This window comes from Azospirillum sp. TSO22-1, from assembly GCF_003116015.1.
Lineage (GTDB): Bacteria > Pseudomonadota > Alphaproteobacteria > Azospirillales > Azospirillaceae > Azospirillum.
This window is the reverse complement of sequence record NZ_LGQZ01000027.1, coordinates 199,823-222,483: the sequence shown is the minus strand read 5'-3', so window position 1 is coordinate 222,483 and position 22,661 is coordinate 199,823. Positions and strand designations below refer to the sequence as shown.

Here is a 22,661-nt window from a genome sequence, read left to right as displayed (position 1 = left end):
TCCCGGAACCCGCCAGTGGCCGGCGCGCGCCGCCACCGCGGCCGTGGTGCGCCCGGCAAAACGGCGGGCGTCGCGGTGCAGCGCCCAGCCCGCCGCGGCGGCTCCGGCCACCACGCCGTCCGCCGCCGCCGCCAGGGCGCCGGCCACGCCGCTGCCGTCACCGGCGACGAACAGGCCGGGGACGGAGGTGGCGCCCCACGCGTCGCGCACCGGCAGCCAGCCGCCGCGGCGGGCGTCGAAGCGCGTCTCCGCCCCGGCCATGCGCGCCAGATCGCTGTTGGCGGTGAAGCCGAAGCTGGCCGCCACCGTGTCCACATCGATACGGATCTCTGTGCCGGACAGGGGCCGCCCGTCGCCGCCGTGGCGGGCGATCACCAGCCGTTCGACTCCGGCCGCGCCGACCGCCCGCACGGGCACATGCCCGCCGTAGATCCGGACGCCGGCGCGGTGCAAGCGCGCCAGATGGCGCAGCCCCTCCCCCAGCGCGGTGCGCCCGGTCCACAGCGTGCGCGGGCCGGCGGCGAGGCGCCACCAGGGCTTGAGGAGGACGACGGCGGGCACCGCGGCGCCGGCGGCCAGCGCCTGGGAGGCGGCGACCAGCGGCAGCGGCCCAGTGCCGACGAAGGCGATGCGGTCGCCGACGCGCACCGCGCCACCCTTGAGCTGCGCCTGCACGGCGCCCGCGGTGACGACGCCCGGCAGGGTCCAGCCGTCGAACGGCACCACGAACTCGTGCACCCCGGTGGCGAGCACCACGGCGTCGGCCGCCGCCAACTCGCTGGCCGACGGGTCGGCGAGCAGGATCTGGTCGAGGCCGTAGAACGCCGTCACGATGGTGCGCGGCCGGTAGTCGATGGCGTCGGCGACGGCGGCGAAGCGCGCCAGCACGCGCGCCTTGCGGGCCTTTTCCGAGGGAAGCTCCGGCGCGGCCGACGGCAGCGGCTCCGGCGGCTGCCGGTGGATCTGGCCGCCCGGCCGCTCGCCCTCGTCCACCAGCGTGACGGCGCAGCCGAGGTCCGCGGCCTCCGCCGCCGCCATCAGTCCAGCCGGGCCGGCGCCGACCACAAGGATGCGGGGGCGACTCACGACAGCCCCTCCTGGCGGCGCACCACCATGCCCGGCCGCACCAGCGTCTGGCAGGCCCGGGTGTTCGGCTGCCCGTCGACGACACAGCGGCATTCCCAGCACACGCCGATGCCGCAGAACAGCCCGCGCGGCGTGCCGTCCTCGGCCCGCCGCCACGTCCGGTGCCCGGCCGCCAGCAGGGCGGCGGCCACCGTCTCGCCGGGCCACGCGGCGATCTCCGCGCCGTCGAAGAGGAACGTGAAGCCATCCCCCTCGCGGCGCCCGAGGCGGCGGTCCCGGCCGGGGGCGGTCGTCGGAGCGGTCAAGTCGGTCACCCGCTGTGATTCCTTCGGTTAATACACAAACCTATTGCGAACGTTGCATCAAATGTATACTGAATCAATAGAGATATTTGGGACCGAGCCATGCCCCTGCACGACACCCTCACCGTCATCGACGGCCTGATCGTCTCCAAGTGGAGCCGATCGGTGTTCGAGAGCATGCGGCGCGGCGGGCTGGCCGCGGCCAACTGCACCTGCTCGGTGTGGGAGGGGCTGGACGGCTCGCTGCGCAACCTGGCGCAATGGAAGGTCTGGCTGCGCGAGAACGACGACCTGCTGCTCCAGGTCTACCGCGTCGGGGACATCGCGCGGGCGAAGGCGGCGGGAAAGGTCGGGATCGTCCTCGGCTGGCAGAACTCCACCGGCTTCGGCGACCACCTGCCGAACGTCGCGCTGTTCCACGAGCTGGGCCTGCGCGTCGTGCAGGTCACCTACCACACCGCCAATTCCGCCGGATCCGGCTGCCTGGAGAGCCGCGACGGCGGCCTGACCGACTTCGGGCGCGACCTGGTGGCGGAGTTGAACCGCGTCGGCATCCTGATCGACCTCAGCCACGTCGGCCCGCGCACCGCGCGCGAGACCATCGAGGCGTCGGCGCAGCCGGTGGCGTTCACCCACTGCGCGCCGAAGGCGCTGAAGGACCACCCGCGCAACCGCACGGACGAGGAGCTGCGCTTCCTGGCCGAGCGCGGCGGGGTGGTCGGCGTCACCATGTTCCCGCCCTTCATGCCGCGCGGCAACGACTCGACCATCGACGACTACCTCGACGCCATCGACCACGTCGTGAATCTGTGCGGCGAGGACCACACCGCCATCGGCACCGACTTCACCCAGGACGTCGATGCCGACGGCATCCGCACCTTCACGCTGGACAAGGGGTACGGGCGCAAGCTGCTCGACGTCGGCGAGGTGCGCAACCCGCCGGGGTTCGAGCGGATCGACGGCTTCCCCAACCTGACCGCCGCCATGGAGCGGCGCCGCTGGCCCGAGGCGCGCATCATTAAGCTGCTGGGCGGCAACTGGCTGCGCCTGTTCGGCGCGGTGTGGCGCGACGGAGGCCGCCGATGAACCGCGCCGCCCCCGAAAATTGGGCAGAGCACTGGTTCGGGACGGAGGTGCCCCGGCGCTTCCTGGAGGACACGCCCGAGGCCGAGCGGCCGCAGGTGACGGCCATGCTGGAGTCCTCGGCCACGTTCCTGCGCAACTGCGCGCGCTACCGGGTGGTCGCCGAGGTGGTCGAGGCGCAGCGCTGCATGGCCGGCGTCAAGGTCGGCGACCGCTACGTGTTCCAGGGCGCCGCGCTGGATCCCGGCCGGACCACCGGACCGCTGTGCGCCTTCCTGATCGCCATGCTGGTGCAGCGCGTCGGCGTCGCCTTCGACCGCTTCGGCCGGGACGAGGCGCCGTCGCCGGCCCTGACCGGCGCCCACTGCACCGATCCCGGCCCCGCCGTGGGCGGCTTCGGGCAGGTCCGCGCGCGCCTGTGGATCGAGCCGGCCGGGGCCCCGCCCTGACGGCGGCCGGGAGCGGGCGTGGTTTCAACGTTCACAACACGAGGGGAATTCGGTCATGACGGTTCGGTTCGGGGGTGAGTCCGCAGTGTCGCGGCGCGGCCTGCTCAAGCTGGGTGCGGCGGCGGGGTTGGCGCTGCCGCTCGGCGCGGTGGGCGCGCGCGCCCTCTCGGCGGCGCCGGCGGCGGGGCTCAAGCCGCTCAAGTTCGCCTGGAACACCGGGGGCGTCTGCGGCGCGCCGGTGGCGGTGGCGCTGCACAAGGGCATCTACGCCAAGCACGGCCTGGACGTGGAGTTCATCAACTTCGCCGGCTCGACCGAGCAGCTGCTGGAATCGCTGGCCACCGGCAAGGCGGACGCCGGCATCGGCATGGCGCTGCGCTGGCTGAAGCCGCTGGAGCAGGGCTTCGACGTCAAGATCACCGCCGGCACGCACGGCGGCTGCATGCGCCTGCTCGCTGCCAAGACGGCGGGCATTGCGGACATCAAGGGCCTGCGCGGCAAGGCGGTCGCCATCTCCGACCTCTCCAGCCCGGCCAAGCACTTCTTCTCCATCGTGCTGGCCAAGCTGGGCATCGACGGCAACAAGGAGGTGGAGTGGAAGGTGTTCCCCGGCGACCTGCTGGGCGCCGCGGTGGAGCGGGGCGAGGCGCACGCCGTCGCCCACTGGGACCCGGTCACCTTCAACTTCCTGAAATCGGGCAACCTCGTCGAGATCGCCACCAACCTGGACGGCGAGTTCAGCAACCGGGTGTGCTGCATCGTCGGTGTGCGCGGCAGCCTGCTGCGCGAGGACAAGCCCACCGCCGCCGCGCTCACCCGCGCACTGATCGAGGCGCACGACTACACCGCCGCCCACCCCGAGGAGGCCGCGGCCGTGTACCAGCAGTATTCGCCCAAGAGCAACCTCGCCGACCTCACGGCCATGCTGAAGAGCGAGACGCACAACCACCACCCGGTCGGCGGCGACCTGAAGAAGGAGCTGGCGCTCTACACCGACGAGCTGAAGCTGATGCAGATCTTCAAGCCGACGACCGACACCGCCAAGTTCGCCGACAAGATCTACGCCGACGTACTGGCCTGAGCGGGTGCGCGGCGGACGCCCCGGGCGTCCGCCGCGCACCCGTTCCTCACACCGGTTCCAGCCGGCGCCGGCGGTAGTGGTCGCGCAGCTCGCGGCGCAGGATCTTGCCGTAATGGCTCTTCGGCAGCTCCTCCACCACGTCCACCGAGCGCGGGCGGCGGTCGGTCGGCAGCCGGTCGCGCGCCCAGGCCAGGAAGGCGGCCGGGTCGAACGTGCGGCCCTCCCTGGCGGACACCACGACGTGCACCGTCTCGCCCCACAGCGGATCGGGCAGGCCGATCACCGCCAGCTCGCGGACGTCCGGGTGCTCGTACAGCACCTCCTCCACTTGGCGCGGGTAGACGTTGTTGCCGCCGGTGATGATCATGTCCTTCTTGCGGTCGGTGATGTAGACGAAGCCGTCCCCGTCGATGTGACCGACGTCGCCGGTGCGCTGCCAGGGGCCGACGCGCAGCTCCGCCGTCGCCTCCGGGTTGTCGAGGTAGCCGACCATCAGGTGCTCGCCCGCCGTGGCGATCTCGCCGGTGCTTCCGGGCGGCAGTTCGTTGCCGTCGTCGTCCAGCACGGCGACGCGGGCGAAGGTGCCGGGCTTGCCGGCCGACTGCAGCCGGTGCGGCGCGTGGCGCAGCGCCTCCACATGCTCCCATGGTTTAAGGTGGATGAAGGCGACCGGTGCCTCCCACTGGCCGTAGCCCTGGACGAAGCAGGGGCCGAACAGCTCCAGCGCCTCGGCCAGCCGTTCCGCCGGGAAGGGGGCGCCACCGTAGAACAGGCCCTTCAGCCGCAGCGCCGCGCGGTCGAGGCGCTGCGCGTGCTGCATCAGCAGCATGATCATGGTCGGCGCCATGAAGCTGGCGGTGATTCCCTCGGTGGCGAACAGCGTCAGGATGCGCTCGGTGTCGAAGTGGTCGATCACGTAGAGCCGGGCGCCCCGCGCCAGATGCGGCAGCACCAGCGAGCCGGTGGCGTGGCTCAGCGGTGCGGCGAGCAGCGCGGTGTCCTCGTGCGAGGCGGTCGGGAAGGCGTCGAGCAGGTGCGCCGTGGTGATGCTCACCCAGTTGCGGTGCGCCAGCACCACCCCCTTCGGCCGGCCGGTGGTGCCCGAGGTGAAGTACAGGCTGTGCGCATCGTCCAGCCCCGGCGGCGCCGGCGGCGGCGCCTCCGAGGCGCGGGCCAGCAGGTCGTCGTAGGCGTGCGCCCAGCCCGGCGCCGGGCCGCCGACGGCGATCCAGTGCTCGACGCCCGGCAGCTGCGGGCGCAGCGCGTCGATGTGCGGGGCCAGCGCCGCCTCGAAGACCAGGGCTTTGACGCGGCCGAACTCCAGGCAATAGGTGTGGTCGGCGGCGGGTGCGCGGACGTTCAGCAGGGTGCGCACCAGCCCGAAGCGGGCGGCGGCGAGGTCGAACTCCACCATCTCGACGGAGTTGTGCTGCACGGTGGCGATGGTGTCACCGGGCCGCAGGCCGAGGGCGAGCAGCGCGTGGCCCAGGCGGCGGGTGCGGCGGTCCAGCTCCCGGTAGGTGAAGCGCCGCCGGCCGTCGTCGAGGGCGATGCGGCCGGCGTAGCGGCTGAAGGCGTTGTCGAGCAGCGCGGTCAGCGACATGGCGGGCGTCCTCCGCTCACCGGCCGCGCCAGACCGCGGGGCGCTTCTCCAGGAAGGCGGCGATGCCCTCCTGCGCGTCGGCGTGCTGCAGGTTGACCGGGATCAGCGTGCCCGTGTAGGCGAGGGCGTCGCCCAGCGTCAGCCCGCGCTGGCGGTAGAAGGACTCCTTGCCGAGCGCCACGGCGTAGGACGACTTCGACGCGATGGTGCGCGCCAGCTCGTCCACCGCGGCGTCCAGCTCGTCGGCCGGCACCACGCGGTTGAGCAGACCGATGCGGAAGGCGTGCTCGGCGTCGAACAGCGTGCCGGTGGCCAGCAGCTCGAAGGCGTGTTTCGGGTGCACGGCGCGGCTGAGCGGCACCTGCGGCGTCAGGCACCACAGGCCGATGTTGACGCCCGGCGTGGCGAAGCGGGCGCCGCTCTCGGCGACGGCGAGGTCGGCGGCGGCGACCAGCTCCAGCCCGGCGGCGGTGGCGACGCCGCGCACCTTGGCAATCACCGGCTGCGGCAGCCGGACGATGGCCTCCACCACCGCCGAGGCGGCGTCGGCGGAGGCGCGCAGCGCCTGCGCGTCGGATTCGGCGAGAAACTCGCGCAGGTCGTGGCCGGCGCAGAACACGCGCTCGCCGACGCCGGTCAGCACCACCACCTTGACCGAGCGGTCGGCGGCGATGGCGTCCAGCTCCCGCTTCAGCGCATCGACCAGCGCGTGCGACAGCGCGTTGCCGGCCTGCGGGCGGTTGAGGGTCAACGTGGTCACGCCCTCCTCGTCCCGGCGCAGCAGGACGGAATCGGCATCGGCGGGCGGCGGGGTGGTCTCGGACGGTTGGATGGGCATGGTCCGGAAAGCTCCGATAGGGGATGGTGAAACGCCGCGGACATCGCTGCCCGCGGCGTCTCCCGGTGCGTCGCTGCCAGCGTCAGAAGTCGTAGTCGCCGCCACCCGGCGGCAGGGCCGGCGCCTTCTTCTCGGCCTTCTCGACCACCAGCGCCTCGGTGGTGATCAGCAGGCCGGCGACCGAGGCGGCGTCCTGCAGCGCGATGCGCACCACCTTGGCCGGGTCGATGATGCCGGCCTTCAGCAGGTCGGAGAACTCGCCCTTCTGCGCGTCGTAGCCCAGCGCGTCATCCGCGGCGCCGAGCAGCTTGCCGACGATCACCGAGCCGTCCGCCCCGGCGTTCTCGGCGATCTGCCGGACCGGCGCCTGCAGCGCGCGGCGGACGATGTCGATGCCCACCCGCTCGTCGTTGTTGCCCGGGGTCAGGGAGTCGATGGCGCGGGTGGCGTACAGCAGCGTGACGCCGCCGCCCGGCACGATGCCCTCCTCGATGGCGGCGCGGGTGGCGTGCACGGCGTCGTCCACGCGGTCCTTGCGCTCCTTCACCTCGACCTCGGTGGCGCCGCCGACGCGGATCACCGCGACGCCGCCCGACAGCTTGGCGAGGCGCTCCTGCAGCTTCTCGCGGTCGTAGTCGGACGTCGTCTCCTCGACCTGGGCGCGGATCTGGGCGATGCGGGCGTCGACCGCCTCCGAACCGCCGGCGCCGTCGATGATCGTGGTGTTCTCCTTGCTGATCACCACGCGCTTGGCGGTGCCGAGCTGGGCGAGCGTGACGTTCTCCAGCTTGATGCCGATGTCCTCGCTGATCAGCTGGCCGTCGGTGAGGATGGCGATGTCCTCGAGGATGGCCTTGCGGCGATCGCCGAAGCCCGGCGCCTTCACCGCCGCCACCTTCAGCCCGCCGCGCAGGCGGTTGACCACCAGGGTGGCCAGCGCCTCGCCCTCGACGTCCTCGGCGACGATCAGCAGCGGGCGCGACGACTGCACCACGGCCTCCAGCACCGGCAGCAGCGCCTGCAGGCCCGACAGCTTCTTGTCGTGAATCAGGATGTAGGGGTTCTCGAACTCGGTCACCAGCTTCTCGGCGTTGGTGACGAAGTAGGGCGACAGGTAGCCGCGGTCGAACTGCAGGCCCTCGACCACGTCCAGCTCGGTCTCCAGGCTTTTGGCCTCCTCCACCGTGATGACGCCGTCGTTGCCGACCTTGCCGACGGCGCGGGCGATGATCTGGCCGATCTCGGTCTCGCCGTTGGCGGAGATGGTGCCGATCTGCGCCACCTCGTCGTTGGTGGAGATCGCCTTGGAGCGCACCTTCACGTCGGCGATCACCGCGCCCACCGCGCGGTCGATGCCGCGCTTGAGGTCCAGCGGGTTGAGGCCGGCGGCCACCGCCTTGGCGCCCTCGCGCACGATGGCCTGGGCCAGCACGGTGGCGGTGGTGGTGCCGTCGCCGGCGAGGTCGTTGGTCTTCGAGGCGACCTCGCGCACCAGCTGGGCGCCGAGGTTCTCGAACTTGTCGGCCAGCTCGATCTCCTTGGCGACGGTGACGCCGTCCTTGGTGATGCGCGGAGCGCCGAACGACTTCTCGATGACGACGTTGCGGCCCTTCGGGCCCAGCGTCACCTTGACGGCGTTGGCGAGGATGTCGACGCCGCGCAGAATGCGCTCGCGGGCGTCGGTCGAGAACTTGACGTCCTTGGCAGCCATGATTCCGGTTCCTGTCGAAATATGAATGGGATCAATGAATTCGGCGGGCGGCGCTCAGCCCTCGTAGACGCCGATGATGTCGGATTCCTTGAGGACCAGCAGGTCGTCGCCGTCCAGCTTGATCTCGCTGCCCGACCACTTGCCGAAAACGATGCGGTCGCCGGGCTTGACGTCCAGCGGGTGGACGCGGCCCTGCTCGTCGCGCACGCCGGGGCCGACGGCGATCACCTCGCCTTCCTGCGGCTTCTCCTTGGCGGTGTCGGGAATGATGATGCCGCCCTTGGACTTCTCCTCCTGGGCGAGGCGGCGGACGACGACGCGGTCATGCAACGGCCTGAACGGCATTGGTGTCTCCTGGCATCCCCTGGGCCCGGCGCGCGCCGGACCGTTCGAATGCCCGGAACGGTACAGGGGCATATTCTCTACTGTCAATGTGGATTGTTTACATAAATAACACAAAATATTTTTGCTGATAACAGGGCTGCCCGGCACCCCCGCATACGATGATAGAGCGCTTGACAGCTGAATTATCCTATTTTGATAATAGGATTAAAATTTGCTTTGAACAGCGAATTTAGTGTTTTTATCGGCGGCCGGCGCCATCCGCCGGTCCCCCTCCGCCGAACCGCAAGGATCCCCCATGACAGCCCACGCCTCCAGCCCGCTCCTCCTGCGCGCCGCGTCCGCCGCGGCCGTGGCCGCCACCCTGCTGACCGGCGGCGCGCTGGCGCAAACGCCGCAGAACGGCGGCACGCTCACCGCCATCGTGCAGCCGGAGCCGGTGACCCTGACCTCCGCCATCAACACCGCCGCCCCGACCGGCTTCATCAGCGGCAACGTCTTCGACGGTCTGGTCGACTACGGCACCGACCTGACGCCGCGCCCGGCGCTGGCCGAGCGGTGGGAGGTGGCGCCCGACGGCCTGTCGATCACCTTCCACCTGCGCAAGGGCGTCACCTGGCACGACGGCCACCCGTTCACCGCCGCCGACGTGAAGTGGACGCTGGAGAACGTCTGGAAGACCATCCACCCGCGCAACCAGGCGACCTTCGGCCGCGTCACCCGGGTGGAGACGCCGGACGACCACACCGTCATCCTGCGCCTCAGCGAGCCGTCGCTGGCCATCCTTAGCTCGGTCAACTCGAACGGCGCGCAGATCCTGCCCAAGCACCTGTACGAGGGCACGGACATCCTCAACAACCCGCACAACCTGAAGCCCGTGGGCACCGGCGCCTACGTCTTCAAGGAATGGAGCAAGGGCAACCACGTCATCCTGGAGCGCAATCCGAACTACTGGGACAAGGGCAAGCCGCACATCGACCGCATCGTCTTCAAGGTGATCCCCGACGCCGCCGCCCGCGCCGCCGCGCTGGAGAAGGGCGACGTGCAGTACGCCGTGTTCAGCCCGGTGCCGCTGAAGGACGCCGAGCGGCTGGGCAAGCTGCCGAACCTGAAGATCGAGACCCGCGGCTACGAGTGGATCTCGCCCTGGCTGTTCTTCGACCTCAACGTCGACACCCCGTACCTCAAGGACGTGCGGGTGCGCCACGCCATCGCGCACGCGCTGGACCGCAAGGCGATCGCCAACGTCGTCTGGTACGGCTTCGCCAAGCCGGCGATCAGCCCGGTGCCCTCGACGCTCGGCGCCTTCCACGACGCCACCGTGCCGCAGTACGAGTTCGACCCGAAGAAGGCGGAGGCGCTGCTCGACGAGGCCGGGTTCAAGCGCGGGGCGGACGGCGTGCGCTTCACCCTCACCCACGACTTCATCCCCTACGGCGACGACTACAAGCGCACCGGCGAGTACCTGAAGCAGGCGCTGAAGAAGGTCGGCATCGAGGTGACCATCCGCAGCCAGGACACCGCCGCCTTCACCAAGCGCGTCTACGGCGACCGCGACTTCGACATCTCCAGCGCGTGGTTCGCCGCCTTCTCCGACCCGCAGGTGGGCGTCACCCGCGCCTACTGGTCGGGCTGGATCGGCAAGAACACGCCGTGGACCAACGGCTCCGGCTACCGCAGCGCGGAGGTGGACGCGCTGATCGCCAAGGCGCAGGGCCTGGCGAGGCAGGAGGACCGCATCGCCACCTTCAAGCAGCTCCAGCAGACCGTGCAGAGCGACCTGCCGTCGATCCCGCTGGTCGAGCTGAAGTTCTTCACCGTGCACGCCGCCAGCCTGAAGGACGTGGTGACGCGCGGCGACCAGATCTACGGCTCGCTGAAGGACGCGTGGTTCGACAAGGCCCCGACCAACTGATGACGACGCGGGGAAAAACCGGGCGGCGGCTGCGGTTCTGGACCGGGCGGATCGTCCACATGGCGCTGGTCGTGTTCGGCATCGCGGTGGTCAACTTCTTCCTGCTGCACCTGGCGCCCGGCGACGCGGCCCAGGTGCTGGCGGGGGAAGCCGGTTCGGCGACGCCGGAATACCTGGCGGCGCTGCGCCGCCAGTTCGGCCTGGACCAGCCGCTGCCGGTGCAGTTCGTCCGCTACGTCGGGCACCTGCTGACGCTCGACCTCGGCTTCTCCTTCCGGCACGGCCTGCCCGTGTCCGACCTCATCGCGCAGCGGCTGCCGGCGACGCTGCTGCTGATGGCGGCGAGCATCGGCTTCGCCGTCGTGGCGGGCTCGGCGCTGGGCGCGGTCGCCGCGCGCCACGCCGGGCGGCTGGCCGACACCCTGATCTCGACGCTGGCGCTGCTGTTCTACGCCACGCCGGTGTTCTGGATCGGGCTGGTGCTGGTGGTGATCTTCTCGGTCGGGCTGGACTGGCTGCCGGTCGGCGGCATGACCAGCGTGGAGGCCGGCTACGCCGGCTGGGACCATGTCCGGGACGTGGCGCGCCACCTCGTGCTGCCGGCGGCGACGCTCGGCCTCTTCTACCTCGCCATCTACACGCGGCTGATGCGCGCGGCGACGCTGGAGGTAACGACGCAGGACTTCGTCCGCACCGCCGTCGCCAAGGGCCTGACGGCGCGCCGCATCGCCGTCCGCCACGTGCTGCGCAACGCGCTGCTGCCGGTGGTCACCATGCTGGGCGTGCAGGTCGGCTCGATCCTCGGCGGCGCCGTGCTGGTCGAGACCATCTTCGCCTGGCCCGGCCTCGGCCGCCTCGCCTTCGAGGCGCTGTTCCAGCGCGACCTCAATCTGCTGCTCGGCATCCTGCTGTGCAGCTCGGCGGTGGTCGTGGTCGTCAACCTTGCGGTCGATCTCCTTTACACGGTGCTCGACCCGCGCATCGAGCTGGCCCGATGAGCCTTGTTGAACCGATACGCGTGGTATCCCTGCCCGGCCGCAGCGGCCTCGCCGGACGCCTGCTGCGCCGGCCCTCGGCGGTCGCCGGGCTGGCGCTGCTGGGCGCCATCGTCGGCATGGCGGCGGGGGCCGACGTCCTCTACCCCGCCGACCCGCTGGACATGGTGGGCACCCCCTTCCTGTGGCCGGGCGCCGATCCCGACTTCCCGCTGGGCACCGACATGCTGGGGCGCGACATCGCCGCCGGCATCTTCCACGGCGCACGGATGTCGCTGCTGATCGGCGCGGTGGCGACGCTGGTGTCGCTGCTGATCGGCGTGGGCGTCGGCGCGGTTGCCGGCTTCTTCGGCGGGCGCACCGACCACGCGCTGATGCACGTGACCGAGCTGTTCCAGACCATCCCGCCCTTCCTGTTCGCCATCGTCATCGTCGCGGTGCTGCAGCCGAACGTCGTCACCGTGGTGCTGGCCATCGGCCTGACCTCCTGGCCCAGCCTGGCGCGACTGGTGCGCGCCGAGGTGCTGAGGCTGCGCGACGGCGAGATGGTGCAGGCCAGCATCGCCATCGGCCTGTCGGACGCGCGGATCATCCTCGCCCACGTGCTGCCCAACGTGCTGGCGCCCATCGTGGTGTCGGCGTCGATCATGGTGGCCTCGGCGATCCTGACCGAATCCAGCCTCGCCTTCCTCGGCCTCGGCGATCCCAACATCGTCAGCTGGGGCAGCATGGTGGGCTCCGGGCGCGAGGTGCTGCGCACCGACTGGTACGTCGCCACCGTGCCCGGCCTCGCCATCGTCGCCGCCGTGCTGGCGCTCAACCTGCTCGGCGACGGGCTGAACGACGCACTCGACCCGAGGCAGAACCGGCGATGACCCATCGTGATTCCGTCCTCGCGGTGGACGACCTGTCCATCGTCTTCCGCCAGGGTGCCCGCGCGCTTCCGGCGGTGCGCAACCTGTCCTTCCAGGTCGGCCGCGGCGAGACGCTGGCCATCGTCGGCGAGTCCGGCTGCGGCAAGTCGCTGACCGCGCTGTCGCTGCTCGGCCTCGTGCCGCGGCCAGGCCGCGCCGAAGGGCGCGGCATCCGCCTGGAGGGCCGCAACCTGCTGGGGCTCCCCGCCGAGGAGCTGCGCCGCCTGCGCGGCGGCCGGATCTCCATGATCTTCCAAGAGCCGATGACCGCGCTCAATCCCGTCCTGACGGTGGGCGAGCAGATCGTCGAGACCATCCTCGACCACGAGCCGGTGCGCCGCGCCGCGGCGCGCGACCGCGCGCTGGCGCTCTTGGAGCGGGTGCACATCCCCGACCCGGTGCGCCGCTTCGGCGAGCACCCGCACCGCCTGTCCGGCGGCATGCGGCAGCGGGTGATGATCGCCATGGCGCTCGCCTGTTCGCCCGCCGTGCTGGTCGCCGACGAGCCGACCACCGCGCTCGACGTGACGATCCAGGCGCAGATCCTCGACCTGATCGACGAATTGAAGCAGGCCGGCATGGCGGTGGTGCTGATCACCCATGATCTTGGTGTCGTCGCCGGCCACGCCGACCGCGTGCTGGTGATGTACGCCGGCCGCAAGGTGGAGGAGCAAGCCGCCGCGTCGCTGTTTGCCGCGCCGCTGCACCCCTACACGCGCGGCCTGATCGCCGCCCGCCCGCGCCTGCGCCCTGGCGGCGGGCGCCAGCGCCTTGCCGAGATCCCCGGCAGCGTGCCGTCGCTCGCCGGCATGCCCGCCGGCTGCGCCTTCGCCCCACGCTGTGCCCTGGCCACCGCCGCCTGCACCGCCGCCGAACCGCCCCTCGCCCTGCTCGACGGCGGCGCCGTCGCCTGCATCCGTGCCGGAGAGTCCGATGCCGCCCCTGCCGTTCCCCATGCCCGCCACGCCTGACGCGCCGCTGCTCGCGATCGAGGATCTCGTCGTGCGCTACGACACGCCGCACGGCGTCGTGCACGCGGTGGACGGCGTGTCGCTGACCGTCCGGCGCGGCGAGACGCTCAGCCTCGTCGGCGAGTCCGGCTGCGGCAAGTCCACGCTCGGCCGTGCCATCCTGCGCCTGATCGAGCCGGCCGGCGGCCGCATCCGGCTGGAGGGCGAGGAGTTGACCGGCCTGAGCCGCCGCGCCCTGTGCCCGAAGCGGCGCGCGGTGCAGATGGTGTTCCAGGACCCGTTCGGCTCGCTCGACCCGCGCTGGACCGTCGGGCAGCTGCTGGCCGAGCCGCTGCACGTCCACGGCATCGGCCCCCGCGCCGAGCGGCGCGACCGCGTGCTCGGCTTGCTGGAGCGGGTCGGGCTGCCGGCCGACGCGGCGCAGCGCCATCCACACGAGTTCTCCGGCGGCCAACGCCAGCGCATCGGCATCGCCCGCGCGCTGGCGCTGGAGCCCAAGCTGGTGGTGTGCGACGAGCCGGTGTCGGCGCTCGACGTCTCGGTGCAGGCGCAGATCCTCAACCTGCTGGTCGACCTGCAGCGCGACCTCGGCGTCGCCTTCCTGTTCATCAGCCACGACCTGTCGGTGGTCGAGTACATCGCCGACCGCGTCGGCGTCATGTACCTCGGCCGCATCGTCGAGACCGCCCCGCGCGAGGCGCTGTGGCGCGCCCCGCTGCACCCCTACACCCGGGCGCTGTTCGACGCGGTGCCCGACATCGAGCGCCCCGGCCGGGCGCGGGCGCCGCTGTCCGGCGACGTGCCGAGCGCCTACGCGCCGCCGTCCGGCTGCCGCTTCCACACCCGCTGCCCGCTCGCCGTCGACCGCTGCCGCCGGGACGCCCCCGCCCTGCGGCCGGCCGGCGATCCCGACCACCACGTCGCCTGCCACCTCGCCCCCGGCGGCGCACCCTAGACGAGGAACCGTCCCATGGCCCGCGTGCGAAACATCGAGATTGACGACGTCGCCGGCGAGACCCGCGCCGTCTACGAGCGCATCCAGCGCGAGTACGGCCCGTTCGGCAATATGCTGCGGGTGTTCGCCCACCGCCCGCCGGCGCTGCGGCACATCTTCGGCCTGCTGCTGGACTCCGCCGCCGACGCGGTGATCTCCAAGCGCCACCTGGAGATCGTGCTGCTGACCGCCTCCAAGGCGGCGGCGTGCGCCTACTGCGTCGCCCACCACGCGCCGCGGCTGGCGGAACAGGGGCTGCCGCCGGAGACGGTGGAACGCATCCTGGAGCCCGACGTGCCCGGCCTCAGCCCCGTGGACCGGCTGGTGCGCGACTACGCGCTGCAGGTCACGCGCGACCCGGCGCGGGTAACGGACGCGCTGTTCGCCCGCCTGCGCGAGCACTTTACCGAGGAGCAGGTGGTCGAATTGACGCTGCGCGCGGCCCTGTGCGCCTTCTTCAACCGCTTCAACGAATCGCTCGGCATTGAGATCGAGGACGACGCGCTGACCGACGCCGCGGCCCTCGCCACCAGCGCATGAGCCGCCCCGGCGTGAAACACTCCGCCAGTGGAAACCCGCTCGCCGGACAGAGCCTGATCCTACAGTTGAGGTTGGTCGGTCATGAGCTGCCGGCCCCAGTGGTACGCGCGGGCGACAGCGTGGTGTGTTCGCCGCCATACGGACCAACCGAGGATCATGGCGATGCCGGGTGGGCTCTGCCGCTGAAGCGCGCTGATGAGGTGGCGGATCTCCGGCATGCTGCAGGCAATCGGTTCGAATGGCCTGCGGCTGGCGCCCCCTTGCCGCGTTGAGCCGCAGGCGCATGGCCGCCAGGAAGGCCAGCGCCAGCATGGACAGCGTGACGTACCGGTACCAACCACGCCAACTGCGCACCTCGTAGTCGTCCAGCCGCTGGTCCGGGCCGATGACCCGGCCGGAGGCCCGCTCCTGCCGGACGCAGGTGGTCCACGCGTGAAGAAGGGATCGTAGGGGATGTTGTCGGTGGCGATCGCCGTGGGAATGCCCAGGCGCAGCAGGTGCGCGTGCGGCACGACGCCGTCGCCGCCGTCCGGCTCCTCCAGATAGGCCGCGCCGCGCTTCCACAGAGGCGCTCGATCTCCGTGAAGCCGTCGCCAAGGCCCTTCACGACCACGAAGGCGAAGACTGGACGTGGCCGACGCACGAGGATGACGATGGCTGCCACGGCAACGGCGGCTATGTGCGCATCACGCCGCCTGACGTGCGCGAGCGATACCGGGATCGCGCCGACGTGGCCCTGGGCGCAATCCCCCACGCGGCGGTGACGCGCGCCGTCAACGAAGCGCTATTCACCCGCCGCGGGGATGCCCGGAATTACGACATGGACGCGGGGAGGGAGGTGGCGAGGAAGGACACCCCAGTCATCGTCGCCGTGCCGAGCAAGACGCGCGGCGCGCCCATCGTCGGCGAGGCGTACTACGACCCGGACGCCTACGGCGGCACGTGGTGGTGGGGCACGACTTCCGAAAAGGATTGGGGAGCCTCGTGCATCGAAGACGGTAATGACGGCCCGCCCTTCGCTTGGCAGCCGATGCCCGCTGCGCCGCAGCAGGAAGCCTTTCAGCCCCAACAGGACGAGGTTCGGACGGAAGCGGCGCAGTAGCGCCGCGCTCCGCCAGCCACCAACCGAGCGATTGACGATGCCCCCCACCCCCTCTTCCGACACCGGAGACCCATGCCGCAGCGTGCCCCCTCCCCCGCCGTGGAGGCCGTGGCGAGGGCGCTGGAGCCCGAGACGTTCCTGCTGCCCCGCCTCAACCTGTACAAGGCCGATTACGACAGGGACTATGCCGCAGCCGAACGCGCCATCACCGCGCACCTCGCCGCCCTGGCAGATGCCGGGATGGTGGTGCCGGCCTTCCCGTCGGACGAGATGATCGAAGCCGGCGCGGCCATGAAGCGGCAACCGCTCGCCCAGCCGTCCGACATCTACCGCGCCATGCTCTCGGCCCACTCGGGGGAGCGGTGATGCAGCTGGTTTCAGCCCTCTTCGTCGAGACCAATGGCGCCTATTACGGCCTGCCCGGTGTCGATCCGTGGGACGAGGCCCGCGACGCGCGCCTGTATGACGGCCCGCACCCGGTGGTGGCGCATCCGCCCTGCCAGCGGTGGGGCCGGTTCTGGCATGGTTCCACGCGCAAGCCTCACCAGTTCCGGCTTGGCGCTGATGGTGGATGCTTCGCCGCGGCCCTGACCGCCGTCCGAAATTGGGGGGGCGTTCTGGAGCATCCGGCGCAGTCGCGCGCCTGGTCGTACTTCGGTCTGCGCGAGCCGGCCATTGGCGCGGGATGGGTGCCGGCGGATGCCTTCGGCGGCTGGACCTGCTATGTGGAGCAAGGGCACTACGGGCACATCGCCCGCAAGCCGACGTGGCTCTACGCCTGCGGCGTCGATCTGCCAGACCTGGACTGGACCCGCGGCGAACAGCGCCTGCACCCCCGCGCCGTCGAGTTGCACGGCTACGCCAAGGCTCGTCGGATCGGCATGGTGGCGATGGTCGGCGGGAAGGACAAGACCAGGATCCGCAACGCCACGCCGGCCGCGTTCCGCGACGTGCTGCTGGCCATGGCGCGCACCGCTGGTCCAGCAGCCCGGCAGCAGAAGACGACGCCCGTCGAACTGCCGCTGTTCGAACTGGCAAGCCACGGAGGCCGCATGACCACTTATCCCACAGGAACAACGGGAGCGGGGGTGTAGCGATGGCACGACCGAAGCCTGCAGACCTGCCCGACTGGCCCCGTCTGATGTCGAAGGACATGGCCGCCGCCTACATCAGCCTGTCGGTCGGCACGCTGGGGAACCTGCCGATCGTCGTGCGGCGCGTCGGAGCGCGCGTGCTTTACGATCGCAATGACCTGGACCGCTGGGCCGATGGGCTGGCGAAGGTCGGCGCGCCCGCGAACGATTCGGACGAATATTGGCTGGCGAAGCTTGGGTGACGCATGCTGGTTCGGTTGAAGAACGTCAAGAGCTACGTGTCCAAGGGGCGCACCTACTACTACCACCGCCCGACGAAGACCCGCATCATGTCGGAGCCGGGGACAGCGGCATTCGTTGATGAGGTGCGACGGCTCGAAGAGAAGGCGGCTCAGCAAGCCGAGCGGCCGGGAACCCTTGGCAGCCTGATCGGTGATTACCGTGGAAGCCCTGAGTTCGGCAAGCTATCGGACGCCACCAAGGCCGACTATCTGGGCGTGCTCGACTATCTCCAGCCGATGGCCGGGCGGCCAATTGCTGAGTTCACGCCTCCCTTCGTCCTGAAGGTGAGGGACTTGGCGTTCAAGAAGCACAAGCGCCGATTCACCAACTACGTGCTCGCCGTCCTGTCGATCCTGTTCAACTGGGGCATGCCTCGGGGGATCACCACCACGAACCCGGCGGAGAAGGTCCCAAAGATCGAGCGCCCACGGAAGATGGCGGAGGCCAACCGGGCGTGGAAGGCCATCGAGCTGGAGGTTGTCATGCTGGCCGCGCCGGACGAGTTGCGCGTCGCCATCGCCATCGCCGCGTTCGCCGGCCTGCGCCAGGGCGATGTGATCCAGCTTCCATGGTCGGCCTACAAGGGGGGGGATCATCGAGTCGCGGCAGGCGAAGACGGGGGACCCGATCTGGGTGCCGGCGCACTCTGAGCTGCGGACCATACTGGACGAAGCGCGGGCGCGCCTGCCCGACATGGCGGAGAAGCTGGCGCAGAAGGGCCGCCCGGTGCCAATGACCATCGTCGTCGGGGAGCGCGGCGCGTCGTTCACAGAGGACGGCTTCCGCGCCCGGTTCTTCAAGCTGGTCCGTGAGTTGGAGAAGAAGGAGTGGGTGCGGCCGGGCCTGACCTTCCACGGGCTGCGCCACACCGCCGCGACCATGCTGGCCGACGCGGGGTGCGACACCCGCGACATCCAGGCTGTCCTTGGGCACAGGACGGCCGCCATGTCGGAGCACTACGCCAAGGACGCCGACCGCCGCCGCCGGGCTACAGCCGCCATCACGAAGCTGGAGGATGCACGCAATAGGCGCGGCGATGGAACAGGTTCGGAACAGGCGGTGTCTAACTCGATGTCTAACGGCGCCACCGAGAACGGAGCGAGACCAAAGAAAAACCCCGCCAAGCCATTGACCTAGCGGGGTTTCCGATTGGTAGCAGCGGAGGGATTTGAACCCCCGACCAAGGGATTATGATTCCCCTGCTCTACCACTGAGCTACGCTGCCGTCGGACCCGGTCGTTTCCGGCCGGGGCCGCTTACATAGGCGATCGGATCAGAGGTGTCAACACCCTGTTGCGTCAGGCTTCGGCACCCGCGATCCAACCGCCGCCGAGCACTCGGTCACCTCGGTAGACCACGCAAGCCTGCCCCGGCGCCACGCCGTACTGCGGCTCGGCCAGCGTCACCACCGCACCGTCGCCATCGGTCAGCCGCAGCGTCGCCGCGGCCGGCGGCTGGGCGGAACGCAGCTTGACCTCCACCGCCAGTTCCTCGCCAGCGTCCAAAGCAGGGCCGAGCCAGTTCACCTCGCGCACCAGCACCCGCGCGCGCGCCAACTGGCGGCGCGGGCCGACCACGACGCGGCGGGCCGGCGCGTCGAGGCCGATGACGAACAGCGGCTCGCCCTCGCCCTTGATGCCGCCGATTCCCAGGCCCTTACGCTGACCGACCGTATAGTGGACGATGCCCTCGTGCCGGCCGAGCACGCGGCCATCGACGTGCACGATCTCCCCCGGCTCGATGGCGCCGGGGCGCAGCTTCGCCACCACGTCGGCGTAGGAGCCGTCGGGGACGAAACAGATGTCCTGGCTGTCCGGCTTGGCCGCCACCTCCAGGCCATAGCGCTCCGCCAACGCGCGGGTCTCCGGCTTGGTCAGGCCGCCCAGCGGGAAGCGCAGGAAGTCCAGCTGCTCCTGTGTGGTGGCGAACAGGAAATAGCTCTGGTCGCGCGCCGGATCGACGGCACGGTGCAGTTCCGCCCCCCGCTCTCCACCCAGGCGGCGCACGTAGTGGCCGGTCGCCAGCGCCTCGGCGCCGAGGTCGCGGGCGGTGTTCAGCAGGTCGCGAAACTTGACGCGCTGGTTGCAGCGCACGCAGGGAATCGGCGTCTCGCCGCGCAGGTAGGTGTCGGCGAAGTCATCGATCACGTCCTGGCCGAACCGGCTCTCGTAGTCGAGCACGTAGTGCGGGATGCCGATGCGGTCGGCGACCTGGCGGGCGTCGTAGATGTCCTGCCCGGCGCAGCAGGCACCCGGCTTCTGCACCGCCAGGCCGTGGTCGTAGAGCTGCAGCGTGACGCCGACCACGTCGTAGCCTTCCTCGCGCAGCAGCGCGGCGGTCACCGACGAATCGACCCCGCCGGACATCGCGACGACGACGCGGGTGTCCTTGGCGGGCTTGGAGAAACCAAGCGAGTTCAGAGGAGAATTCATGGCGCCCTATATGGGCCGGCGGCGCCTTCAGACAACCGCGCCGCCGGTGTCGGCCGTCAGGCCTTCATCGCGTTGCGCGTGCCGCCCGGCAGGCGCACGGCCAAGCCGTCCAGCTCCTCGGTGATGATGATCTGGCAACCCAGGCGCGAGGTCTTGGTCAGGCCGAAGGCGAGGTCCAGCATGTCCTCCTCGTCCTCGCTCGCCTCGTTCAGCACGTCGAACCACTCTGGCTCGACGACGACGTGGCAGGTCGAGCAGGCCAAGGAACCCTCGCACGCGCCCTCCAGGTCCAGGCCGTGCTTGTGCGCGACCTCCAGCACGGACAGGCCGAGCGGCGCGTCCACCTCCTTGCGGGTGCCATCGGGCTCGATGAAGGTCATCTTCGGCATGGAACGGGGACTCCTCGGGCGTTCGTCTCTTACGGGGTCTTGTCGGTGAAGGCGGCGCGGCGCTCGCGCGCGGCCTCGGCGATGGCGTCCAGGTCCTCCAGCCGGGCCAGCACGCGCGCGGCGTTGCCGGTCAGCCCGGTGCGGAAGGCGATGGAGAGGTCGCGGATGCAGGCCTCGATGCGGTGGACCACGTCCAGCGCCACCCGGTCCACCGCCGCAGCGTCCGGAGCGGCGGCGAGGTCGCCGCGCAGGTCCATGGCGTCGGGGTCGTCGGCGGGCGACGCCGCCACGCGCTCGATGCCCAGCATCTCCAGCAGGTAGCGGGCGCGCCGGACGGGGTCGCGCAGCACCTCGTAGGCGGCGGTCATCGCCTCGGCCTGGGCGCGCGCGTGCGCCTGCTGGCGGGCGCCGCGGGCGACGAAGCGCTCGGGGTCCAGCGCCTTGGTCAGGCCGGTGTGCTGGCGGCCCAGCTGCTCCAGGTCGATGTCGAAGCGGCATTCCAGGTTGAGCCGCGCGAAGTGGTCCAGCTCGCGCGGCGGCAGAACGGCGCCGCAGCCGTGGCAGAACAGCGCGCGCGCCGACACCGAGCGGCCGCACAGCCAGCACGGCTGCATGTCGCCGGCGATGGTGCCGGCGATGCGAGGACCGTTGCCGTTGTCCGACTGGCTCATGCGGGCTTTCCGTTGGACGCACGTGCACGGGCGGACGCCCGTTTCCGGCGCGTCATACCGGCATCGGCGGCGCGACGCAACACCGGGATGCGCCTGACGCGCCACGAAGCCATTATTGCGCAAGCCCAAGACGGCGCGCCATGGCGATCCAGGCGGCGAGGAAGCGCCCGACGTCCTCCGCCGTGCTGCCCCAGCCGAGGCTGATGCGCAGCGCCGAACCGGCCAGCGAATCGTCCGCCCCCATGGCGCGCAGAACGTGCGACGCCTTGACCTTGCCGCTGGAACAGGCCGAGCCGGCGCTGACCGCGATCCCCGCGAGGTCGAGCGCCATCACCTGCGTCTCGCCGCTCGCGCCGGGCAGCGCCAGGCAGGAAACGGTGCCGACACGCGCCGCCCCCGCCCCCATGACGCGGGCCACCGGCACCGCGTCCAGCGCGCGCATCTCCAGGGAATCGCGCAACGCGGCGCGGTCCGGCGCCGCCGCCACGTCCTCTGCCGCCAGCGCCGCGGCGGCGCCGAAGCCGACGATTCCCAGCAGGTTCTCGGTGCCGGCACGGCGCCGCCGCTCCTGCCCGCCACCGCGCAGCAGCGGCTCCGGCTCGACGCCCTCGCCCAGCAGCAGCGCGCCGACTCCAGCCGGCCCGCCGATCTTGTGCGCCGACAGCGTCAGCAGGTCGGCGCCGAGATCCGCCAGCGCCAGCGGCAGCCGCCCGGCCGCCTGCACGGCGTCGCAATGGAGCAGCGCGCCATGCGCGTGGGCGATGCGCGCCGCCTCGGCGACCGGCTGGATGACGCCGGTCTCGTTGTTGACCAGCATCAGCGACACCAGCGCCGGGCCGCCGCCCGCCAACAACCGTTCCAGAGCGTCGAGATCGGCGCGCCCCTGCGAATCGACGGGAATGCGGGGGGCGTCCGGCACGGCGGCGAGCACCGAATCGTGCTCGACGGCGGAAACGATCGGCCGACGGCCGGGAAAGCCGCGCAGCGCCAGGTTGTTCGCCTCGGTGCCGCCAGCGGTGAATACGGCGCGGGTCGGCGCGGCGCCAGCCAGCGCGGCGACCTTGGCCCGGGCGTCCTCGACGGCGCGCCGCACCGCGCGGCCATGCCCATGCACCGAGGACGGATTGCCGACGAGGTCGAGCGCCGCCACCACGGCCGCCTTCACCCCCGGCTTCAGCGGCGCGGATGCATTGTAGTCGAGGTAGACGCGGCCGTCGGAACCCATCGCTTCAAATCATCGTCATCCCCGCGAAAGCGGGGATCCAGCGTTGTCCGGAAAATGCACGACGCGCGAAGCCTGGATCCCCGCCTTCGCGGGGATGACGGCCTCAAAACGTGCGAGCCTGGGGATCACTCCGCCGCGACGGCCGGGTCGACGCGTTCGGCGCGGGCCATGATGCTGGTGCCGATGACGCGCTTCTCCACCACGTCGGCGATGGTGACCGAGCTGAGGTACATGTGGATCTGGTTGCCCAGTTCCTCCCACAGGTCGTGCGTCAGGCAGCGCGAGCGGTTGGTGCGGCAGCCCTGCGGCGTGATGTTGGCGCAGCGCGTGGTGCGGATCGGCTCGTCCACCGCCAGGATGATGTCGGACACCCGGGTGTTGTCGGCCGTGTAGGCCAGCAGGTAGCCGCCGCCGGGGCCGCGCACGCTCTTCACCAAGCCGCCCTTGCGGAGCTTGGCGAACAACTGCTCGAGGTAGGAGAGCGAGATCTCCTGCCGTTCTGCGATGTCGGCCAGGGCGACGGGGCTGCCGTTGCTGTTGGCCGCGAGGTCGACCATTGCCATCACGGCGTAGCGCCCCTTCGTGCTCAGTCTCATCTCACCACCTCTCCTTTTTCTTGTTCCGGCCCGCCGCCCGCAGCGG

Annotated in this window: 26 protein-coding genes and 1 tRNA gene; 15 read left to right on the top strand and 12 right to left on the bottom strand. The window is 71.0% G+C overall.

Features of this window, described 5'->3' with window-relative positions; genetic code table 11:
- The coding region (locus TSO221_RS08540; RefSeq protein WP_158284029.1) for an FAD-dependent oxidoreductase at positions 1-1,086 on the bottom strand (1,086 nt) is incomplete at its 3' end.
- The gene (locus tag TSO221_RS36805) at positions 1,083-1,400 is read right to left on the bottom strand and encodes a (2Fe-2S)-binding protein (RefSeq protein WP_282187736.1); all 318 of its coding nucleotides are present in this window, start codon (positions 1,398-1,400) and stop codon (positions 1,083-1,085) included. The genes TSO221_RS08540 and TSO221_RS36805, both read right to left, overlap by 4 nt.
- A gap of 90 nt (positions 1,401-1,490) precedes the next feature.
- On the opposite strand from TSO221_RS36805, the gene TSO221_RS08530 reads away from it, so the two are divergent.
- Genes TSO221_RS08530 through TSO221_RS08520 form a run of 3 tightly spaced genes read left to right on the top strand, consistent with a single transcriptional unit; the run spans position 1,491 to position 4,001 of the window.
- Positions 1,491-2,474, top strand: coding sequence for a dipeptidase (locus tag TSO221_RS08530; RefSeq protein WP_109118048.1), 984 nt, complete (start codon positions 1,491-1,493; stop codon positions 2,472-2,474).
- A complete protein-coding gene (locus tag TSO221_RS08525; protein ID WP_109118047.1) occupies positions 2,471-2,920 on the top strand; it encodes a hypothetical protein in 450 nt (149 codons plus the stop codon). Before TSO221_RS08530 ends, TSO221_RS08525 begins: the two co-directional genes overlap by 4 nt.
- Before the next feature lie 55 nt (positions 2,921-2,975).
- A complete protein-coding gene (locus TSO221_RS08520) occupies positions 2,976-4,001 on the top strand; it encodes an ABC transporter substrate-binding protein (protein ID WP_109118046.1) in 1,026 nt (341 codons plus the stop codon).
- 46 nt (positions 4,002-4,047) lie between these two features.
- Here the strand turns inward: TSO221_RS08520 and TSO221_RS08515 are convergent, their stop codons facing one another.
- From TSO221_RS08515 to TSO221_RS08500, 4 genes are all read right to left on the bottom strand, one after another.
- Positions 4,048-5,604, bottom strand: a complete 1,557-nt coding sequence (locus tag TSO221_RS08515; RefSeq protein ID WP_109118045.1) for an AMP-binding protein — start codon at positions 5,602-5,604, stop codon at positions 4,048-4,050.
- 16 nt (positions 5,605-5,620) lie between these two features.
- Positions 5,621-6,442 (bottom strand): enoyl-CoA hydratase, encoded by an 822-nt coding sequence (locus tag TSO221_RS08510; RefSeq protein WP_109118044.1) that lies wholly within the window; start codon positions 6,440-6,442, stop codon positions 5,621-5,623.
- Between the two features lie 82 nt (positions 6,443-6,524).
- A complete protein-coding gene (groL, locus tag TSO221_RS08505; RefSeq protein WP_109118043.1) occupies positions 6,525-8,153 on the bottom strand; it encodes a chaperonin GroEL in 1,629 nt (542 codons plus the stop codon).
- A gap of 54 nt (positions 8,154-8,207) precedes the next feature.
- Positions 8,208-8,498 carry a co-chaperone GroES gene (locus TSO221_RS08500; RefSeq protein ID WP_109118042.1) on the bottom strand — a complete coding sequence of 97 codons (291 nt, stop codon included), beginning with the start codon at positions 8,496-8,498 and terminating at the stop codon, positions 8,208-8,210.
- Between the two features lie 295 nt (positions 8,499-8,793).
- Here TSO221_RS08500 and TSO221_RS08495 point away from each other — a divergent pair, with 295 nt between their 5' ends.
- From TSO221_RS08495 to TSO221_RS08435, 12 genes are all read left to right on the top strand, one after another.
- The gene (locus tag TSO221_RS08495; RefSeq protein ID WP_109118041.1) at positions 8,794-10,410 is read left to right on the top strand and encodes an ABC transporter substrate-binding protein; all 1,617 of its coding nucleotides are present in this window, start codon (positions 8,794-8,796) and stop codon (positions 10,408-10,410) included.
- Positions 10,410-11,408, top strand: a complete 999-nt coding sequence (locus TSO221_RS08490; protein WP_199229415.1) for an ABC transporter permease — start codon at positions 10,410-10,412, stop codon at positions 11,406-11,408. Before TSO221_RS08495 ends, TSO221_RS08490 begins: the two co-directional genes overlap by 1 nt.
- Positions 11,409-11,428: 20 nt before the next feature.
- On the top strand, positions 11,429-12,280 hold the full coding sequence (locus TSO221_RS08485; protein ID WP_247877958.1) for an ABC transporter permease: 852 nt from the start codon (positions 11,429-11,431) through the stop codon (positions 12,278-12,280).
- Positions 12,277-13,290 (top strand): ABC transporter ATP-binding protein, encoded by a 1,014-nt coding sequence (locus TSO221_RS08480; protein ID WP_109118039.1) that lies wholly within the window; start codon positions 12,277-12,279, stop codon positions 13,288-13,290. Before TSO221_RS08485 ends, TSO221_RS08480 begins: the two co-directional genes overlap by 4 nt.
- Positions 13,253-14,245 (top strand): oligopeptide/dipeptide ABC transporter ATP-binding protein, encoded by a 993-nt coding sequence (locus tag TSO221_RS08475; protein WP_247877957.1) that lies wholly within the window; start codon positions 13,253-13,255, stop codon positions 14,243-14,245. The genes TSO221_RS08480 and TSO221_RS08475 overlap by 38 nt, the downstream gene beginning before the upstream one ends.
- A gap of 15 nt (positions 14,246-14,260) precedes the next feature.
- Positions 14,261-14,824 carry a peroxidase-related enzyme gene (locus TSO221_RS08470; RefSeq protein ID WP_109118038.1) on the top strand — a complete coding sequence of 188 codons (564 nt, stop codon included), beginning with the start codon at positions 14,261-14,263 and terminating at the stop codon, positions 14,822-14,824.
- Positions 14,825-15,503: 679 nt separating this feature from the next.
- The gene (locus TSO221_RS08460) at positions 15,504-15,926 is read left to right on the top strand and encodes a hypothetical protein (protein ID WP_109118037.1); all 423 of its coding nucleotides are present in this window, start codon (positions 15,504-15,506) and stop codon (positions 15,924-15,926) included.
- A gap of 72 nt (positions 15,927-15,998) precedes the next feature.
- Positions 15,999-16,292 (top strand): hypothetical protein, encoded by a 294-nt coding sequence (locus TSO221_RS08455; RefSeq protein ID WP_109118036.1) that lies wholly within the window; start codon positions 15,999-16,001, stop codon positions 16,290-16,292.
- Positions 16,292-17,020, top strand: a complete 729-nt coding sequence (locus TSO221_RS08450) for a hypothetical protein (RefSeq protein WP_199229414.1) — start codon at positions 16,292-16,294, stop codon at positions 17,018-17,020. The genes TSO221_RS08455 and TSO221_RS08450 overlap by 1 nt, the downstream gene beginning before the upstream one ends.
- A gap of 2 nt (positions 17,021-17,022) precedes the next feature.
- Complete coding sequence (locus tag TSO221_RS08445) at positions 17,023-17,262, top strand: DNA-binding protein (RefSeq protein ID WP_146208742.1); 240 nt, start codon at positions 17,023-17,025, stop codon at positions 17,260-17,262.
- Positions 17,263-17,265: 3 nt separating this feature from the next.
- Positions 17,266-17,952 carry a hypothetical protein gene (locus TSO221_RS08440; protein WP_109118034.1) on the top strand — a complete coding sequence of 229 codons (687 nt, stop codon included), beginning with the start codon at positions 17,266-17,268 and terminating at the stop codon, positions 17,950-17,952.
- Positions 17,936-18,439 carry a tyrosine-type recombinase/integrase gene (locus TSO221_RS08435; protein WP_247877956.1) on the top strand — a complete coding sequence of 168 codons (504 nt, stop codon included), beginning with the start codon at positions 17,936-17,938 and terminating at the stop codon, positions 18,437-18,439. The genes TSO221_RS08440 and TSO221_RS08435 overlap by 17 nt, the downstream gene beginning before the upstream one ends.
- Positions 18,440-18,452: 13 nt before the next feature.
- On the opposite strand, the gene TSO221_RS08430 is transcribed toward TSO221_RS08435, so the two are convergent.
- The 6 genes from TSO221_RS08430 to TSO221_RS08405 form a co-directional block, all read right to left on the bottom strand.
- Positions 18,453-18,527, bottom strand: a tRNA-Met gene (locus TSO221_RS08430).
- Positions 18,528-18,600: 73 nt separating this feature from the next.
- Positions 18,601-19,722 carry a tRNA 2-thiouridine(34) synthase MnmA gene (gene mnmA / locus TSO221_RS08425; RefSeq protein ID WP_109118062.1) on the bottom strand — a complete coding sequence of 374 codons (1,122 nt, stop codon included), beginning with the start codon at positions 19,720-19,722 and terminating at the stop codon, positions 18,601-18,603.
- A gap of 68 nt (positions 19,723-19,790) precedes the next feature.
- Entirely contained in the window at positions 19,791-20,123 is a 333-nt protein-coding gene (locus TSO221_RS08420; protein WP_109118032.1) for a ferredoxin family 2Fe-2S iron-sulfur cluster binding protein, read from the bottom strand.
- A 29-nt stretch (positions 20,124-20,152) separates the two neighbouring features.
- Positions 20,153-20,794, bottom strand: a complete 642-nt coding sequence (locus TSO221_RS08415; RefSeq protein WP_109118031.1) for a molecular chaperone DnaJ — start codon at positions 20,792-20,794, stop codon at positions 20,153-20,155.
- A gap of 112 nt (positions 20,795-20,906) precedes the next feature.
- The gene (locus TSO221_RS08410) at positions 20,907-22,019 is read right to left on the bottom strand and encodes a cysteine desulfurase family protein (RefSeq protein ID WP_109118030.1); all 1,113 of its coding nucleotides are present in this window, start codon (positions 22,017-22,019) and stop codon (positions 20,907-20,909) included.
- A gap of 125 nt (positions 22,020-22,144) precedes the next feature.
- On the bottom strand, positions 22,145-22,615 hold the full coding sequence (locus TSO221_RS08405) for an Rrf2 family transcriptional regulator (RefSeq protein WP_109118029.1): 471 nt from the start codon (positions 22,613-22,615) through the stop codon (positions 22,145-22,147).
- Positions 22,616-22,661 lie beyond the last annotated feature (46 nt).